Source organism: Xanthomonas sp. CFBP 8152, assembly GCF_014199025.1.
Lineage (GTDB): Bacteria > Pseudomonadota > Gammaproteobacteria > Xanthomonadales > Xanthomonadaceae > Xanthomonas > Xanthomonas arboricola_B.
This window is the reverse complement of the sequence record NZ_JACHNO010000003.1, coordinates 469077-485350: the sequence shown is the minus strand read 5'-3', so window position 1 is coordinate 485350 and position 16274 is coordinate 469077. Positions and strand designations below refer to the sequence as shown.

Annotated in this window: 15 protein-coding genes; 8 read left to right on the top strand and 7 right to left on the bottom strand. The window is 66.6% G+C overall.

The annotated features are described in order from the left end of the window. Window positions 1-225 precede the first annotated feature (225 nt). From FHT09_RS13825 to FHT09_RS13795, 7 genes are read left to right on the top strand one after another with little or no spacing between them, the layout of a single operon-like run. On the top strand, window positions 226-1224 hold the full coding sequence (locus FHT09_RS13825; RefSeq protein ID WP_104606336.1) for a fatty acid desaturase: 999 nt from the start codon (window positions 226-228) through the stop codon (window positions 1222-1224). After that, the gene (locus tag FHT09_RS13820; RefSeq protein WP_104606337.1) at window positions 1221-2471 is read left to right on the top strand and encodes an FAD-dependent oxidoreductase; all 1251 of its coding nucleotides are present in this window, start codon (window positions 1221-1223) and stop codon (window positions 2469-2471) included. The genes FHT09_RS13825 and FHT09_RS13820 overlap by 4 nt, the downstream gene beginning before the upstream one ends. Further along, entirely contained in the window at window positions 2471-3376 is a 906-nt protein-coding gene (locus FHT09_RS13815; RefSeq protein ID WP_104606338.1) for a DUF1365 domain-containing protein, read from the top strand. The genes FHT09_RS13820 and FHT09_RS13815 overlap by 1 nt, the downstream gene beginning before the upstream one ends. Further along, on the top strand, window positions 3373-4668 hold the full coding sequence (locus FHT09_RS13810; RefSeq protein ID WP_104606339.1) for a cyclopropane-fatty-acyl-phospholipid synthase family protein: 1296 nt from the start codon (window positions 3373-3375) through the stop codon (window positions 4666-4668). Before FHT09_RS13815 ends, FHT09_RS13810 begins: the two co-directional genes overlap by 4 nt. Next, window positions 4665-5210 (top strand): DUF2878 domain-containing protein, encoded by a 546-nt coding sequence (locus FHT09_RS13805; protein ID WP_104606340.1) that lies wholly within the window; start codon window positions 4665-4667, stop codon window positions 5208-5210. The genes FHT09_RS13810 and FHT09_RS13805 overlap by 4 nt, the downstream gene beginning before the upstream one ends. Further along, window positions 5207-5989, top strand: coding sequence for a DUF1295 domain-containing protein (locus tag FHT09_RS13800; RefSeq protein WP_104606341.1), 783 nt, complete (start codon window positions 5207-5209; stop codon window positions 5987-5989). Before FHT09_RS13805 ends, FHT09_RS13800 begins: the two co-directional genes overlap by 4 nt. 17 nt (window positions 5990-6006) lie before the next feature. After that, the gene (locus tag FHT09_RS13795) at window positions 6007-7077 is read left to right on the top strand and encodes a cyclopropane-fatty-acyl-phospholipid synthase family protein (protein WP_104538152.1); all 1071 of its coding nucleotides are present in this window, start codon (window positions 6007-6009) and stop codon (window positions 7075-7077) included. Between the two features lie 236 nt (window positions 7078-7313). On the opposite strand, the gene FHT09_RS13790 is transcribed toward FHT09_RS13795, so the two are convergent. Then, entirely contained in the window at window positions 7314-7661 is a 348-nt protein-coding gene (locus tag FHT09_RS13790; protein ID WP_104538153.1) for a RidA family protein, read from the bottom strand. A gap of 11 nt (window positions 7662-7672) precedes the next feature. After that, window positions 7673-8380: a DUF998 domain-containing protein gene (locus tag FHT09_RS13785; RefSeq protein ID WP_104538154.1), complete on the bottom strand. Its 708-nt coding sequence runs from the start codon at window positions 8378-8380 to the stop codon at window positions 7673-7675. 261 nt (window positions 8381-8641) lie between these two features. Between FHT09_RS13785 and mprF the strand changes: the two genes are divergently transcribed. Beyond that, window positions 8642-11206: a bifunctional lysylphosphatidylglycerol flippase/synthetase MprF gene (mprF, locus tag FHT09_RS13780; protein ID WP_104606342.1), complete on the top strand. Its 2565-nt coding sequence runs from the start codon at window positions 8642-8644 to the stop codon at window positions 11204-11206. Window positions 11207-12166: 960 nt separating this feature from the next. On the opposite strand, the gene FHT09_RS13775 is transcribed toward mprF, so the two are convergent. The 5 genes from FHT09_RS13775 to FHT09_RS13755 all read right to left on the bottom strand — a co-directional run bounded on the left by FHT09_RS13775 (window position 12167) and on the right by FHT09_RS13755 (window position 15813). Then, window positions 12167-13540, bottom strand: a complete 1374-nt coding sequence (locus FHT09_RS13775) for an AcvB/VirJ family lysyl-phosphatidylglycerol hydrolase (protein ID WP_104606344.1) — start codon at window positions 13538-13540, stop codon at window positions 12167-12169. A gap of 69 nt (window positions 13541-13609) precedes the next feature. After that, window positions 13610-13792, bottom strand: a complete 183-nt coding sequence (locus tag FHT09_RS13770) for an oxidoreductase-like domain-containing protein (RefSeq protein ID WP_080959912.1) — start codon at window positions 13790-13792, stop codon at window positions 13610-13612. A 62-nt stretch (window positions 13793-13854) separates the two neighbouring features. Beyond that, a complete protein-coding gene (locus FHT09_RS13765) occupies window positions 13855-14463 on the bottom strand; it encodes a hypothetical protein (protein ID WP_047125704.1) in 609 nt (202 codons plus the stop codon). 35 nt (window positions 14464-14498) lie between these two features. Further along, a complete protein-coding gene (locus FHT09_RS13760; RefSeq protein WP_104606345.1) occupies window positions 14499-15101 on the bottom strand; it encodes a 2'-5' RNA ligase family protein in 603 nt (200 codons plus the stop codon). 256 nt (window positions 15102-15357) lie between these two features. Beyond that, on the bottom strand, window positions 15358-15813 hold the full coding sequence (locus FHT09_RS13755; RefSeq protein WP_104606346.1) for a PA2169 family four-helix-bundle protein: 456 nt from the start codon (window positions 15811-15813) through the stop codon (window positions 15358-15360). Window positions 15814-16274: the final 461 nt, after the last annotated feature.

The window sequence follows — 16274 nt, the reverse complement described above, 5'->3', positions numbered from 1 at the left end:
CGGCACGCCCTGACGCCGCCTGCGACCACGTCGCAGGCGGCGGCTTCCGAGCAACAGCCTCATCCGCCTCAACCCTGGCGTGCGCCGTTGAATGTGTGCGCAATTGCGCGATTCGTTCGCACCGGCACGCCAAGCGCGCGCACGCATGCGACGATCAAACCGGCTGGTGCATCTGTTTGCCGGCGGCGTCCGTAAAGGGTCACGACTACACACGGAGAACCACGCGTGCCGAGTACTGGCTTTGACCCACATGCCGCGCCGCCGCAGCCTGCCGACACCCGCCGTCGCGGGTGGCTCGCAGCACGCACAGGCAGCCTGCGTCGTTGGGTGGATTCGCAAACCGACGAGCCGCTGGACGAAGCACGCGCAGACCGCATCGACTGGCTGCGTGCCCTGCCCTTCATCGCGCTGCACCTGGCCTGCCTGGCGGTGTTCTGGGTCGGCGCGTCCTGGTTCGCAGTCGGCGTGGCGGTGGCCTTGTACGCGCTGCGCATGTTCGCACTGACCGGGTTCTATCACCGTTATTTCTCGCACCGTGCGTTCAAGACCTCGCGCGTGCTGCAGTTCGTGTTTGCGGCCATCGGCGCCACCTGCGTGCAACGCGGGCCGCTGTGGTGGGCCGCGCATCATCGCAACCATCACCGCCATACCGACACCGGCCGCGATCCGCATTCGCCGGCGCAGCACGGCTTCTGGTGGAGCCACACCGGCTGGTTCCTGACCCCGCGCAACTTCCGCACCGATTGGGAAGTCATCCCCGACCTGCGTCGCTTTGCCGAGCTGCGCTTTTTGGACCGCTTCGACATCGTGATGCCGGTGCTGCTGGCGATCGGGCTGTACCTGCTCGGCGACTGGCTGGCGGTTGCCGCACCCGCGTTGAAGACCGACGGTGCGCAGCTGCTGGTGTGGGGCTTTGTGATCTCCACCGTGGCCTTGTTCCATGCCACCTTCACCATCAATTCGCTGGCACACCGCTTCGGCAGCCGGCGCTTTGAGACGCGCGACGACAGCCGCAACAACTGGCTGCTAGCATTGCTCACCTTCGGCGAAGGTTGGCACAACAACCATCATTTCTTTCCCGGCTCCGCGCGTCAGGGACTGCGCTGGTGGGAGTACGACGTCACCTGGTACGGACTCACCGCGATGTCGTGGGTGGGATTGGTGTGGGATCTCAAGCCGATGCCGAAATCGCTCACGCAACGTGCCGAGCGGGTGAGCCGATGAGCGAGGGCAGGATTGCCGTGGTCGGCAGCGGGATCGCCGGCCTGGGCGCAGCATGGCTGTTGTCGCGCCGCTACGAGGTCACCTTGTTTGAGGCCGCCGATTATCTTGGCGGGCATACGCATACGCACGACATCCAGCTGGACGGCCAACGCTATGCGGTGGACAGCGGTTTCATCGTGTTCAACCCGCAGCACTATCCGCTGCTCACGCGCATGTTCGCCGAGCTGGACGTGGCCGCACAGCCAACCACGATGAGCTTCTCGGTGCACGATGCGCGCAGTGGGCTCGAATACAACGCCGGCAGCCTGGGGGGACTGTTCTGCCAGCGCAGCAACCTGCTCAGCCCGCGCTTCTGGGGCATGCTGGCCGACCTGCGCCGTTTCTACCGGCAGGCACCGGCGGTGCTGCACAGCGAGGAGCGCTTCAGCACGCTGGGCGCGTATCTGCAGCGGCATGGCTATTCAGACGCGTTTCGCGACCAGCATCTGGTGCCGATGGCCTCGGCGTTGTGGTCATCGCCCTCGCAACGCATCCTCGAATTCCCGATGGGCCAGCTGATCGGCTTCATGGCCAATCACCACATGCTGCAGCTCAGCGGGCGTCCGCAATGGCAGGTGGTGCGTGGCGGCTCCAACAGCTACGTGCGGGCGCTGCGTCGGCGCTGGCAGGTGCTCGAGCGCCTGTCCACGCCGGTGCATGCGATCCGGCGCGCGCCCAACGGCGTGGTGCTCAGCTCCCCGTGTGGCGAGGAACACTTCGACAACGTGGTGCTGGCCTGCCATGCCGACGATGCACTGGCCTTGCTCAGCGACGCCACAGCGGCCGAGCAGCAGATTCTGGGCGGCATCACCTACCAGGACAACGACACCGTCCTGCACACCGACGCCGGCGTGCTGCCACGCGATCGCCGCGCCTGGGCTGCTTGGAATGCGCATGTGCCGGCCGACCCGCAGGCGCCGTGCACGGTGAGTTACTGGATGAACGCCCTGCAGTCGATCGATGCGCCGCAGCCGTTCATCGTCAGCCTCAATCGCGACCACGACATCGCCCCGGACAAGGTGCTGCGGCGCATGCGCTACCGCCATCCGGTACAAAACGCGGCCGCTCTCGCCGCGCAGATGCGCAAGGCCGACATCCAGGGCATACAGCGCACCTGGTTTGCCGGCGCGGCTTGGGGCTTCGGCTTCCATGAGGATGGCCTGCGCAGCGGCGTGGAAGTGGCCCGTGGCCTGGGGGTGGACTGGTGATGCAGCTGCTGCGCGAAGCCAGCCCCGATGCGGTACCGCTGCCTCCGGACAAAGACAGCGATAGCGGCAGCGTGGCGGACGCGGTGCATAGCGCGATCTACACCGGCTGGGTGCGGCACCGTCGGTTTGCGCCCAGGCCGCTGGCATTTCGCTACCGGCTGTTCCTCATGTATCTGGATCTGTCCGAGCTGGACCGGGTGTTTGCGCAACGCTGGCTGTGGTCGGTGGGGCGCGCCAATCTGGCGCAGTTCCGGCGCAGCGACTACCTCGGCGACCCGGATATCCCGCTGGACCAGGCCGTGCGCGATTGCGTGCAGACCCACACCGGCGAGCGCCCCGAGGGCGCGATCCGCCTGCTTACGCATCTGCGCTACTTCGGCCATGTGTTCAATCCGGTCAGCTTCTACTATTGCTTCGATCGCCACGGTGGCCTGCGCTGGATCGTTGCGGAAATCACCAATACGCCCTGGCGGCAGCGCCATACCTATGTGCTGCCGGTCGCGCAGGCGCGCACGCATCGCCACGTGCATGCCTGGCGCTTCGACAAGTGCTTCCATGTGTCGCCCTTCATGGGCATGCAACACCGGTACGACTGGCGTTTCAGCGTGCCGGACGCGCAGTTGCGCGTGCACATGGAGGTGCTGGATGCACCTGGCGGCGACGCCCCGGCTGGCAATCCTGAGGCTGATGCCGCGCACGGCAATTGCGGCGCGTGCCGCTTCGATGCCACCTTGGTCCTGCAACGCCAGCCGCTCAACGCGCGCACGCTGGCGCGCACGCTGCTGGCCTACCCCTTGATGACCGTGCAGGTGGTGCTGGCCATCCACTGGCAGGCCCTGCGCCTTTGGTTGCGCGGCAACCCGGTCCACGATCATCCTCATCCGCCTGTGCGAGAACCCCGATGAACGCCACGTCCCTGCCCGACACCGCTGCGCCGCGCGCGGCTTCCTGGACGGACCGCCTGTTGCGCAAGCGCCTGCTGGCCACGCTCGGCGAGCTGCGCGATGGACAGTTGCAGCTGCACGAAGCCGACGGCGTCACCACCCTCGGCAACGCCAATGGTGCAGATGCGCTGCAGGTGCAGTTGCGCGTCATCGACCCCGGCTTCTATCGCCAGGCCGCACTCAACGGCAGCGTCGGTGCCGGCGAGTCGTACATGGACGGGCAGTGGCAATGCGACGATCTGGTCGCGTTGATGCGCCTGCTGCTGCGCAATCGCGAGCGCCTGGATGCGATGGAAACCGGCTCCGCGCGCCTGGGCGGCTGGGCGATGCGCAGCCTGCATGCATTCGCACGCAATACCCGCAGCGGCAGCAGGCGCAACATCGCCGCGCACTACGATCTGGGCAACCCGTTGTTCCGCCTGTTTCTCGACGAGAACCTGATGTATTCCTCGGCGATCTTCGTCGAGGGCGAAGAAGCCCAGGGCGAGGCCGCACTGGAGCGCGCAGCCACGCGCAAGCTCGAACGCATCTGCCAGAAACTGCGGCTTGGCCCGCAGCACCACGTGGTGGAAATCGGCACCGGCTGGGGCGGCTTCGCGTTGCACGCCGCACGCGAGCACGGCTGCCGCGTCACCACCACCACCATTTCGCGCGAGCAGTTCGAGCTGGCGACCCAACGCGTCGCCGCGGCCGGCCTGAGCGACCGGGTCACCGTGGTGTTGCGCGACTATCGCGATCTGGACGGCCGCTACGACCGGGTGGTGTCGATCGAGATGATCGAGGCGATCGGCCACCAGTATCTGGACACCTATTTTGCCAAGGTCGGCAGCCTGCTGGCCGACGATGGCGAAGCGCTGATCCAGGCCATCACCATCGAAGACCATCGCTATGCGCAGGCGCTGCGCTCGGTGGACTTCATCAAGCGGCATATCTTCCCCGGCAGCTTCATTCCGTCGGTGGCGGCGATGACCGGCGCGATCGCACGCGCCAGCGACCTGCGCCTGTTCAACCTGGAAGACATCGGGCCAAGCTATGCGTTGACGCTGCGTGCCTGGCGGCAGCGCTTCATGGCGCAGCTGGCGCAGGTGCGCGCGCTCGGCTACGACGAGCGCTTCATCCGCATGTGGGAGTTCTATCTGGCCTATTGCGAAGCCGGTTTCCTGGAGCGCTCGATCGGCGATGTGCATCTGTGGCTGAGCAAGCCGGGTGCACGCCCGCCGCAGTTCGTGCCCGGGCTTCCCGTTGACGCATGAAGCAGCTCGGCAACTATCTGGGCCTGCAGGTGCTGTGGCTGGTGGCCGTCAGCGCCGCTGCGCAGGCGCGCATCTGGCCCGCCCTGCTGGTGCTGGCACTGTTCGCGCTGTATCAGCTGTGGCCGTCGCGGCGTGCGCCGGGCGACCTGCAATTGCTGGTCGCCGCGCTGTCGCTGGGCTTGCTGCTGGACACCACGCTGGCCGCCGCAGGCTGGGTGCGTTATGCCGCGCCGTGGCCGGGCACCCTGCTGGCGCCGGCCTGGATCCTGGCGTTGTGGCTGGGCTTTGCGCTCACGCTCAATCATTCGCTGGCGTCGGTGATGCGGCGCCCGTGGCTGGCGGTGCTGCTGGGCACGATCTTCGGGCCGTTTTCGTACTGGTTGGCGCAACGCAGCTGGCAGGCGGTGCAATTCCAGCCGCCGCAGCTGCATGCGGCGGTCGCGGTCGGCATCGGCTGGGGCGTGGCCTGCGGTCTGTTGTCGCTGTATGCACGCCGCCTGGCGCGACCATCGCCTGAACATCTGAGGGGAGAACTGCAATGAATGCCTGGCCGCTGCTGCATGTGGGCGTGTGTGCGAGCGTGGTGATGGTGATCGGCTGGCTGTGGCAACGCCGCAGCGGCAATGCCGGCCCGGTCGATGTGCTGTGGGCCGCGTGTCTGGCGGTGGCGGCGCCGTATTGCGCGTGGATGTCCGATGGCGCGTTGCTGCCGCGTGTGCTGGTCGGCGTGCTCGGCGGTGTCTGGGGCGCGCGCCTGGCGTTGCATCTGGGCGTGCGCGTGTTCGGCGACCCGCACGAAGATGGCCGTTATCGCGCCCTGCGCGAGCACTGGAACGGCGACCAACGCAAATTCCTGGGCTTCTTCCTGGCGCAGGCGGTGGTCGTGGTGCTGTTTTGTGTGCCGTTTCTGGCCGCTGCCAGCAACCCGACTCCGGACTGGAGCGTGTGGAGCACGCTGGCGATCGCGGTGTGGTTGATCGCGGTCGGTGGCGAAGCCCTGGCCGATAGGCAACTGTCTGCGCACAAGGCCAACCCGGCCAACCGCGGCGTCACCTGCCGCAGCGGGTTGTGGCGGTACTCGCGCCATCCCAACTACTTCTTCGAGTTCGTGCACTGGTTCGCCTATCTGGCGCTGGCCGTCGGCGCCGGGCCGTGGCCGTTTGCCCTGGCTGCGCTGGGGCCAGTGGTGATGTTCGTATTCCTGTATCGCTTCACCGGCATTCCCTACACCGAGCAGCAGGCACTGCGCTCGCGTGGTGAGGACTATGCGCAGTATCAGCGCAGCACCAGTGCGTTTTTTCCACTTCCCCCTTCGTCCTGAGTCGCCTGGAGAGTCGTATGTCCACCGTTACCGTTCCGCCCTCCTCGCTGCCCGAAGAATCCTTCGCCACCCGGCTGGCCGAATCCGGCGTGCTGCCCGACGCCGCACTGCGTTACGGCATCCGCCGGCTGTGCGCGCAACGCCTGCGCGATGAGCGCACCGGCGGTGCCGACGCCAGCGGCGAACGCCAACGCACCTTCATCGACAGCCTGCGTGCCAGCGCCATCGCGATCGAAACCGATGCCGCCAATCGCCAGCACTACGAACTGCCGCCGCAGTTCTTCACCCTGTGCCTGGGCGGCCGGCTCAAGTACAGCAGCTGCTACTGGGACGCCACTACGCCGGATCTGGATGCGGCCGAAGAACGCATGCTGGCGCTGTACGGTGAGCGCGCCGAACTGGCCGACGGCCAACGTATTCTCGAGCTGGGCTGCGGCTGGGGCTCATTGACCCTGTGGATGGCCGAGCGCTATCCCGGCGCCGCCATCACCGCGGTGTCCAACTCGCGTCCGCAGCGCGCGCACATCCTGGAGCAGTGCCGGGTGCGCGGATTGAACAACGTGCAGGTCATCACCGCCGACGTCAACGCGCTGGCGCTGCCGCCGGGCAACTTCGACCGCGTGGTGTCGGTGGAGATGTTCGAGCACATGCGTAACTACCGCGAGCTGCTGGCACGTGTCGGCAGTTGGCTGGCGCCGGGCGGCAAGCTGTTCGTGCACATCTTCTGTCACCGCGACCTGGCCTACCCGTTCGAAGTGGCCGGCGAAGACAACTGGATGGGACGGCATTTCTTCACCGGTGGGCTGATGCCGGCGGCCGACACCCTGCTGCATTTTCAGCAGGACGTGGTCATCGAACAGCGCTGGGTGCTGTCTGGCGAGCATTACGAAAAAACCGCCAACGCCTGGCTGGAAAATCAGGACCGCCACCGCGAGCAGATCATGCCGCTATTGCGGCAGACCTATGGCGACGATGCGCAGCGCTGGTGGCAGCGCTGGCGGATGTTCTGGCTGGCCTGCGCCGAGCTGTTCGGTTACGACCAGGGCCGCGAATGGGGCGTGGCGCATTACCGCTTCGTCAAACGCTGATTGCCGCACGCGCGCGCGTCGAAACGACAAGGCGGCCCACACGAGTGGAGCCCGATATGTCGGCGTTCCACTCATGGGGTGCGCCGACGAGCGCGCTGGCGATCCTGCCAAGCCGACCCGCGATCAGCTTTCGCCACTGTCTTTCAGACAACGCCGCGATGCATGTCCGAGCGCATGCGCGCAGATGACACGGCGTCGGCGCGCGATCGAGCCGCGCTCCGCGCGCAGCCCTGCGATCAGCTCGCCGCAGCGGTGATCACGATTTCCACCTTCCACTCCGGCCGCGCCAATTTGGCTTCGACCGTGGCGCGCGCGGGGGTGAAGCCGTGCGGCACCCATTCGTCCCAGGCCTTGTTCATGCCGTCGAAATCGGCGATGTCGGCCAGGAAGATTTCCGCGCGCAGGATCTTGGTCTTGTCGCTGGCGGCCTGCGCGAGCAGCTTGTCGATTTCGCCCAGCACCTGGCGGGTCTGCCCGGTGATGTCTTGGCTGGTGTCTTCGGCAATCTGGCCGGCCAGGTAGCACACGCCGCCATGGACGGTCATTTCCGACATCCGCGGACCCGCATCGAATCGCTGCAGCATTTTCAGACTTCCTACGGTTGATTGACCCGGGCATTGTCCCGCGAATGCGGCAAACGTGCAGCCCCGGCGCGCACGTGCTGCGCCAACCACGTCCCCACCCGCACCATCCAGGCTACGATCAACACGATGGCGCTCTTCTGGCTGACGCCCAGCGGCGCGCGGGTGACCGTGACGTGGAACAGCAATACCGCAAACGCGCTCAGGCCCAGGCCGAACGCAGTGGCGAAGTGGCCTTGCCACATCCGGTCGCGGCGGAAGTACCAGGACTGCAGCAACACCGCCGCAATCACGCACAGAAACGTCATGTCGGCCGAGAGCAAATGCACCAGCATGGCCGCGTCGGGCGCCAGCTCCGGCATCCAGCTATCGCCGATCGACACCATGCTCAGGCCCACCGCCGCCGCCAGGAACAGCGCCACCACGGTGCGGCTGCGCGCGGGCGGTGCAAGTGCCGTCTGCAGGCCCAGCGCCATCCACGCCATCGCGGCCGCCAACACGCAATAGGCCGTGCGCAACAGCAGGCCGTAGGCCCCGTGCAGATATGCGCTCAGCTGTGCGTCGATCCAGTCCAGATCACCGCGCAGCCACTGCAGCAGCAGAATCAAGGCGATGAAGGCCAGCCCCGTGCAGGCGGCCACTGCGCCGGCTTGCCCGGCCCGGCGTGGCGGGCATGACGTCCCGGCTGGCATCGCGTTGCCATTGCAGTATCGATCATCCATCAACAGTCTGCCTCTGTAGCAACGGTCATGGTGTCCATGTCGGTCTGCTGCGGCACGTGGGCGCAGCGATGCCCTATGATGCGCGCGGCCGTCCTGCGCCGACACCTGTCGGCGCGACCGAACCCTGCGTTCACCTCATTCGGCACCCACGCGATCACCCTGCATGTACCTTGACACCGACCGGCCCATGCAAACCAACCACCCGCGCGGCACATCCCGTGCATGCGCCCCTCTTCCCCTCCAGCAGATCCCGTTTCCCTCATGACGGATACTTCCGTGTCTTCCCAAGCGCCGACCAGCGGGTGGCGCCGCGCCTTGCCGGTGATCGTCAGCCTGGCGATCCTGGCGATGGCGCTGCACGCGCTGTCGGCGCAGTTCACCGACCATGGCTATCGGCAGATCCGCCAGGCCTTCCGTGCCTTGGGTGTCGGCCAGATCGCGCTCACCTTGTTGCTGGGCTTGAGCAGCTACGCCTGTCTGGTCGGCTTCGACTGGGTCGGGCTCAAGCGCACCGGCAAGCGGCTGCACCCGGCGCGCGTGGGCATTACCGCCTTCATGGCGCACGCGGTGGGACAGACGCTGGGGTTTGCCGCACTCACCGGCGGCGCGGTCCGCCTGCGCGGCTATGGCAGCGTCGGGCTGACCCTGGCCGAGATCGGCCAGGTGGTGCTGATGAGCACGCTGGGCTTCATCTTCGGCGCCTGGGTGCTGCTTAGCTTGGCGCTGCTGCTGGAACCGGAAGCGGCTGCGCGTGCCTTGCCGATCACCGCGCAAGGCATCCGCCTCGCCGGCATCGCATTGCTGGTCGGCTACGTCGTGATGCTGGGACTGGTCGGCAGACAGGGCCGCGAATTCGGGATCCGCAGTCATCGCTTCTGGCTGCCCGACCGCACCACGGTGCTGGGCGTGACCGCACTCAGCGTGGTCGAGCTGGGCCTGGCGGCCGCCGCGTTCTACGTGCTGCTGCCGCCGGCCCCGGGCACCGGCTACTTCGGTTTTATCGGGATCTGGTTGGTGGCGGTGGTCGCCGGCTTGATCTCCACCGTACCGGCCGGACTGGGCGTGTTCGAGTGGAGCCTGCTCAAGCTGCTGCCGCATGTCACCCCCGCCGCGGTGCTGGCCGCCGCGCTGGCCTACCGGGTCACCTACTACATCGTGCCGCTGCTGATCTCGGTGGCGATGGCGGCAGCCTCCGGCCTGGGCGCACCGGTGCGCGCCAGCGCCAGCACCGCACGCACGGTATGGAAGGCCTTGCGCCCGTGGTTGCCGCAGATCCTGGCGCTGGCGGTGTTTGCGGTGGGTGCGGCGCTGGTCATCGACGGCACCTTGCCCACCCCGCGCGCGCGCCAGGAAGTGGCGCCGCTGCCGCTGATCGAAACCTCGCATCTGCTGGTCAGCCTGGGCGGCATGGTGCTGCTGCTGATCGGCCAGGGCCTGCAACGTCGCAGCCATGCAGCCTGGGTGCTGGCGCTGGGCGTGTGCATCCTGCTGCCGCCGCTGTCGCTGTTGCGCGGCAGCCATATCTCGGTGTCGTTGTCGGCGGCGCTGGCCGCAGTGGCGCTGTGGGCGGCACGCCGCGAGTTCTACCGCCAGGGCGCGCTGCTGGACGAAGCCTGGTCGTGGCGCTGGCTGAGCAACCTCGGCCTGGTGCTGGTGGCCACGTTCTGGCTGCTGTTCTTCGTCTACAGCCACGTCGAATACAGCAACGACCTGTGGTGGGAATTCGCGACCTCGGCCAACGCGCCACGCGCGCTGCGCGCGGCGCTGATCCTGTGCGTGGGCGTGATCGTGTTCGGCATGGCGCGGCTGCTGCGTGGCGGCCGCCGCCCGATGCCGTCCGCCGATGCGCAGACCCTGCAGACGCTGGCGCCGATCCTGGCCATCAGTACCGACACCCAGGCCTGCCTGGCGCTGACCGGCGACAAGGCCTTCCTGCTCGATGAGCAGGGCCGCGGGTTTGTGATGATGCAGCGTTACGGCGGCTCGCTGATCTCGATGGGCGACCCGGTCGGCCCGCCGGAGGTCGCACGCGCACTGATCTGGCGCTTCCGCGAAGAGGCCGACCATATGGGCCTGCGCCCGGTGTTCTACCAGGTCGGCGAAAAATACTGGCAGACCTACCTCGATATGGGCCTGACCCTGGTCAAACTGGGCGAAGAGGCGATCGTGCCGCTGGAAGGCTTCACCCTCGAGGGCCGCGACCGCGCCGATCTGCGCCAGGCCTGGAACCGCGGCAAGCGCGGCGGCCTGACCTTCCGCATGCTGCAGCCCGAACAGGTGGATGCGGTACTGCCGCGTCTGTCCGACGTGTCCGAACAATGGCTGGAAGAAAAGTCCGGCGAAGAAAAAGGCTTCTCGCTGGGCAGCTTCGATGCGGACTATCTGCGCCGCTTCCCGGTGGCAGTGGCCGAGGCGGAAGGCGAAATCGTGGCCTTCGCCAATGTGTGGTGGGCGCCGGCCGGCGGCGAGCTGTCGGTGGACCTGATGCGGCACAGCGCGCAGGCACCCAAGGGCACGATGGACTTCCTGTTCATCGAGCTGTTCCTGTGGGGGCAAGCCAACGGTTATACGCGCTTCTCGCTGGGCATGGCGCCGCTGTCGGGCCTGGCCGAGCATCGCCTGGCCGGCCGCTGGAATCGCTTCGCCAGCCTGGTCGCACGTCACGGCGAGCGTTTCTATGGCTTCAGCGGCCTGCGCCGCTTCAAGTCGAAATTCGCCCCGACCTGGCGCCCGCGCTATCTGGTCGCGCCCGGCGGCATGCATCTGCCGGCGGCGCTGCTGGATGTCACCCGATTGATCTCGGTGGATCCGGGCCGGCAGGAGTAAGGCCACACTGGAGCTACGGTTTTTATGCGAATGCTTCGCTCTGCTGCGGGCGCTTGCACGTGTCCCTGAAGGCATTGCTTGCCGATCAGCCGTAGCAATCTTGGGAGCGTGGTGCCGCGTCCGGGGGCGGGACCGTGTGGCGACATGGATGCCGCCACCGAGCCTCCGGGAATGGATTTACGGCGTGTCCCGCCACTGGATGCGGCGCCGCGCCGCCGACCGACTCCGCACACCGATCGATCTTGCGCACGACATCTGGCGTTTTCATGCGAATGCTTCGGTCTGCCGAGGGCGCTTGCACGCGTGCCGGTGTGGGACACGCCGCAAGTACGTCCATGTAGGCTCTGGCGCGGCATCCATGCCGCTCAAGGTCCCACGCCGGCACCCGCGCAAGCACCACCGGTTGTTGTCGGTTGCGGAAAGAAATGCGAACAGCGAGATGAGCCGCACGTTCTTTCGGGCATCCATTCCTGGCGGCGTGACAGCAGATGGATGACTTACCGATTACATCGGCCACGAAGTCCGCAGTCATCAACACCTGCTTGAAGCATTGCTTGCCGATCAGCAGTAGCAATCTTGGGAGCGTGGTGCCGCGTCCGGGGGCGGGACCGTGTGGCGGCATGGATGCCGCCACCGAGCCTCCACGGACGGATTCACGGCGTGTCCCGACGCCGGATGCGGCGCCGCGCTGCCGATCGACTCCGCACACCGATCAATCTTCTGCACGACATCTAGCGTTTCCATGCGAGTGCTTAGGTCTCCTGCGGGCGCTTGCACGCATACCGGCACGGGACACGCCGCAAGTACGTCCGTGTAGGCTCTGGCGCGGCATCCATGCCGCTCAAGGTCCCACGCCGGCACCCGCGCAAGCACCACCGGTTGTTGTCGGTTGCGGAAAGAAATGCCGCGGGCCTGCCGGGCTGCTGGGGGCCGAACCGAACGGCGACATGCCGCGCTTGCTTACGGCTTCGACAGCGCGTGCAGCTGCTCCATGATCACCTTGGACAGAGTCGCGTAATCGCCCTTGAAGTGGTGATCACCCGGCAGCGCGACCCGCTTGGCCGCCTGTGCCGGCAGGCTTGGGCAGAGCGCGTCCTGGTCGTCCTGGCCGTAGATGCACACGGTGGTGCCGGCGGGTAGCCGCTGCACTTCCGGCGCGATCGGCAGGCCTTCGTCGTCCGAGCCCAGCCAGTTGCTGACGTGGAATTCGTAATCGGCCAGCTTGCCCACCGACAACAGCGCGGTCATGCGCAGGTTCTGCTTGGTCTGCGCCGGCAGCTTGTTGATCGCGGCAGGCAACACATCCGCGCCCTGCGAGAAGCCGATCAGCACCACCCGCTGACGTTGCCAGCGCTGCGCATAGAAACGTGCGATGCGATCCAGATCGGTGGCAAAGCCCTGCGGTGTGCGCTCGGTCCAGAAGTAACGCAGCGAATCCAGGCCGACCACCGGGATGCCTTGCGCAGCCAGGGCATCGGCCACCTCTTCGTCCAGGCCCGCCCAGCCACCGTCGCCGGAGACGAAGATCACGAAGGTGTCGTCGTCGCTGTCGCCATCGGGCTTGGCCGGCAGTTCCACCACCGGCAGATCTTCCAGCCCGCCCGGCGGTGGCGGCAGCGCCACGCCCTTCTGCTCGCCCAGCGAGCGTGCCGCCGCGCGCAGGCCCGGCAGGATGTCGCCCTGCGCCGAACGCGTGAACGTGCGCGCCTGCGGCACCTGCTTGAGGAAGCCGTCCTCGGCCGCGGCCGGGCAACGCTTGTCCTGGCTGCCGGCAAGCACCCAGGGAATCTGCAACGGCACCGGCAGCAGCGTGTTGCTGCCCGGACGCACGCCCGGCTGGCAGATCGCCTGGTCGGACACCGTCGCCGGGCACAGCCCATCGGTCAGCACGCCGGCCAGCACATGCGGCTTGGCTTGCGCCGCGATCGCATAGGCCAGGGCGGCCCCTTCGCCGTCGCCGACCAGCAGCGGCAGGCGGTAGGTGGGGATATGGTAGAAGGCCTGCACATAGCGCGAGAAATTCTCCACATCGCCGACCGAGAACGTGCAGGTACCGCCGGCCTTGCGCAGCACCGCATACAGATGCGCGGTATCCACCATCGCCACCAGCGCACCATCGGCACGCAGGCCTTCCGCCTGGGTCTGGCGCTTGACGTTGTTGCCGGTGCCGGTCAGCCAGATCACCACACGCTGCGGCTCGCCCTTGGGCATCAGCACCGGCACCTGCTCGAAGCGGCCGTGGCTCACCGGTTGCGTGGTCTGCGCAGTGGCCATGCTCGATAGCGTCAACACCACCACACCGCAGAGCGCGCTCCACATCTCAAGTCGTCGCATGTCGCACCATCGGGAAAAGTGGTTCAAAGATAATCGGTCCAGGCGGCCGCGCGAAGCGCGGCGCTTCGCTTATCGCGCATGTGCTCGCTGACGCGCTTCCCAGGCGGCCAACGCCTGCCGGTAGCGCGCCAGCTCCTCCGCGTACAGATCGTGCACGCACAACGGGCAACCGCTTTCGCAGCACTCGTTGGGAGCAGGCGCCTCAGGCGGCTGCGGGCGTGGATCGTGATCGGAAGCTGCGCGGTCGTGCATGCGCGCATTGTAGCGTGCGCCATGGCAGCGCCTGGATGAACCACAGCGCGCAGCGTGCCAGGTCAGCGCCCCAGTCGCCGGCGCAGATTGGCCCGTGCCGCAGCGTCGTAGCGCGCATGGAAGTGGTCGCTCAGGAAGATGCGCGGACGCTCGAGCAGGCCGGCCAGAAACCGCCTGCGGTTGAGCCGGAACAGCAGGCTGGGGACATGCCCACGGTACTCGGCGGCAATGCCCTCGTCATAGGCATCGAACACCGCTGCCGGTGCGGCCAGGATCGCCATGTCGCAATCCAGGAACAACGCCGCGTCGGCATCCACGTCCGCTGGCTGCAGTTGTCCGTGGCGTGCGGTCAGCAGAATCAGGCGCTGTACGCGCTGCAGATCCACCGACGCCTGCGGCCACCAGCGCGGGATGCAGTCCGCCGCCCACTTGGCGGATTCCGCTTCGTTGTCGCTACGCCCGGGCCGATACACCGCATCGTGAAACAGCACCGCCAGCCAGACCTCGACCGGCTGCTGCCAGCCCGGCCCGGCGTCGACCTCGGCGTAATGGTGCAGCAGCGCACGCACATGGCCGAAGTGATGATAGGCGCGCGGCGGCGTGGCATAGGCCTGTTCGAGCGCGGCCAGGTGCTGGGGCTGCAATGGCAGCGGTGTGGTGATGGCGTCCATGCGCGCAGGCTACCGCGTACGCATCTGTCAGCACATCATCGCAGCGCCCACTGCCCCTCGATCCGGTAGCGCGACTGACCCAGAAAGCTGCGCACAAGCGCGAACTCGCGCACCGTCCAGGCCAGCGCATCGCAGCGCCGTTGCGGCAATGACTGGTTGCAATACAGCAGCGTCATGTGCGGTGTGTACTGCGCATCGCCGGCAATGCCCGCATGCGCCAGTTGCCGGCCCAGCGCGCCCTGCAATTCGTACAACCCGCGCACCTTGTCTTCGCCACGCAACACGCATGGCAGCTGCAAGCGCCGTCCACCGAAGGTGCCAACCCGATCGAGTTCCACCTCGAATGCATCCAGCACCAGGCGCTCGGCTGCCTGGCTGGCGCGGCTCACCAACGACGGCGGCAAGCCGCCTGCGTAATCGCCCAGATGATGCAAGGTCACATGCAAGCGTTCGCGCGCCAGCGGCTTGCCGTCAACATGACCACTGTGCAGCAGCCCATCGGCGATCGCCGAAGCGCGTTGGGTGGTGGTCGCATCTGCCATGACCGCAAAGAACAGGCGCTCGGTGGTCTTCTCCTCACCAAGGCCCAGCGACAACTGTGCCTCGGCAGAAGACAGGTACAGGAACTGCTGTTTCATGGGCTGATGCCGCGACCGCGTACGCGGCCCTGCCGGAAGAAGGGCGGCGGATACTAGCAGACCGGGCGCGTGCGTGACACGCAGTCAATCGCGACATGAAAGCGTGGAACGCGCGCAACGCGTGGAACAACAATCACACAGCACTGGCCATGTGCAGCACAAAAAGAAACGGGCAGCTTGCGCTACCCGTTTCCGCCTTTATCGGTTGTACTCCGCAAGCTGCATCACCTGGATGCGCCTGGGTCGCGCACGCAGCTTATGCGGCGCTCTTCATCGCATGCTTGCGATTACGCATCACGTCGTGGCATGCGCGCACTTCCGGCAGCAGACGCAATGCGGCGTCGCGCGCGGCGGCCGGAGTGTCCTGGTCGGCAATGGTCTCGTCGAATGCCTTCAACAGGCGGTCTTCGGACTCTTCCAGCTCGGCAACGTAGCCATACTTGGTATCGCCCAGGGTGGCGCGGACCTTGCCGTAGAACTGCTGCATGCTGCCGACCATGGTGCCGCTGGTTTCCGGCTTGCCGCCAACCGACGCAACCACACTGCTCAGATTGCTGACGATGTCGGACTTGACGCCGGCGATGCGGCGGAACAGCGTTGCAAGTTCCGCATCGCCCACCTTGGCAGCCGCTTCTTCGTAGAAGTCCTTGCCGTCACGGGAAATGGCGATGAGGTCGTTGAGGCTGTTCTCGGTCTTGCTCTGAATGCTCATGTGTCGCTCCTGGTTGCGATGGGCCAGCGCTGCGCGGTTGCGAATGCGTTTGCGCTGGCTTTCGGGGATGAGGCAATCGATGTGCTGATTGCATGCCTTGTGTGTTGTGTACGGCCTTAGCTTGGCGTGACACACATAATCGACATGTGAGTGATGTGGGGACTGTCCTCACGCGATCATGCAGGCAATGAATGGCGATTCATCGATGCCAAGATCAGGTCAAACTGACTTCGGTTGCCGGCTCGCCCACATATTGTCGACCAGGTTGGGATACGGCCGACCGGCCTCCTCGGCACGCTGCCTGGCGGCGGCCTTTTGGCTTGCTGTCAGCGGCGTGGACGCGGATTTACCCTTGGGTTTTGGGCGCTTCCATGGCGGTGGCGTGAAGTCGGTCATGGCGCTGTGCGGCCTGTCTGCGGTGGTGCATGCAGTCTCGACATGCGGTCGTGAGTTGGCCGTGG

What these genes read in the sequence shown, in the direction of transcription:
- FHT09_RS13775 (WP_104606344.1), bottom strand. Translation starts at nt 13,540, where the DNA reads ATGCGACGACTTGAGATGTGGAGCGCGCTCTGCGGTGTGGTGGTGTTG.
- FHT09_RS13790 (WP_104538153.1), bottom strand. Translation starts at nt 7,661, where the DNA reads ATGCTGCAGCGATTCGATGCGGGTCCGCGGATGTCGGAAATGACCGTC.
- FHT09_RS13770 (WP_080959912.1), bottom strand. Translation starts at nt 13,792, where the DNA reads ATGCACGACCGCGCAGCTTCCGATCACGATCCACGCCCGCAGCCGCCT.
- FHT09_RS13785 (WP_104538154.1), bottom strand. Translation starts at nt 8,380, where the DNA reads ATGGATGATCGATACTGCAATGGCAACGCGATGCCAGCCGGGACGTCA.
- FHT09_RS13795 (WP_104538152.1), top strand. Translation starts at nt 6,007, where the DNA reads ATGTCCACCGTTACCGTTCCGCCCTCCTCGCTGCCCGAAGAATCCTTC.
- FHT09_RS13760 (WP_104606345.1), bottom strand. Translation starts at nt 15,101, where the DNA reads ATGAAACAGCAGTTCCTGTACCTGTCTTCTGCCGAGGCACAGTTGTCG.
- mprF (WP_104606342.1), top strand. Translation starts at nt 8,642, where the DNA reads ATGACGGATACTTCCGTGTCTTCCCAAGCGCCGACCAGCGGGTGGCGC.
- FHT09_RS13815 (WP_104606338.1), top strand. Translation starts at nt 2,471, where the DNA reads ATGCAGCTGCTGCGCGAAGCCAGCCCCGATGCGGTACCGCTGCCTCCG.
- FHT09_RS13820 (WP_104606337.1), top strand. Translation starts at nt 1,221, where the DNA reads ATGAGCGAGGGCAGGATTGCCGTGGTCGGCAGCGGGATCGCCGGCCTG.
- FHT09_RS13755 (WP_104606346.1), bottom strand. Translation starts at nt 15,813, where the DNA reads ATGAGCATTCAGAGCAAGACCGAGAACAGCCTCAACGACCTCATCGCC.
- FHT09_RS13765 (WP_047125704.1), bottom strand. Translation starts at nt 14,463, where the DNA reads ATGGACGCCATCACCACACCGCTGCCATTGCAGCCCCAGCACCTGGCC.
- FHT09_RS13800 (WP_104606341.1), top strand. Translation starts at nt 5,207, where the DNA reads ATGAATGCCTGGCCGCTGCTGCATGTGGGCGTGTGTGCGAGCGTGGTG.
- FHT09_RS13805 (WP_104606340.1), top strand. Translation starts at nt 4,665, where the DNA reads ATGAAGCAGCTCGGCAACTATCTGGGCCTGCAGGTGCTGTGGCTGGTG.
- FHT09_RS13810 (WP_104606339.1), top strand. Translation starts at nt 3,373, where the DNA reads ATGAACGCCACGTCCCTGCCCGACACCGCTGCGCCGCGCGCGGCTTCC.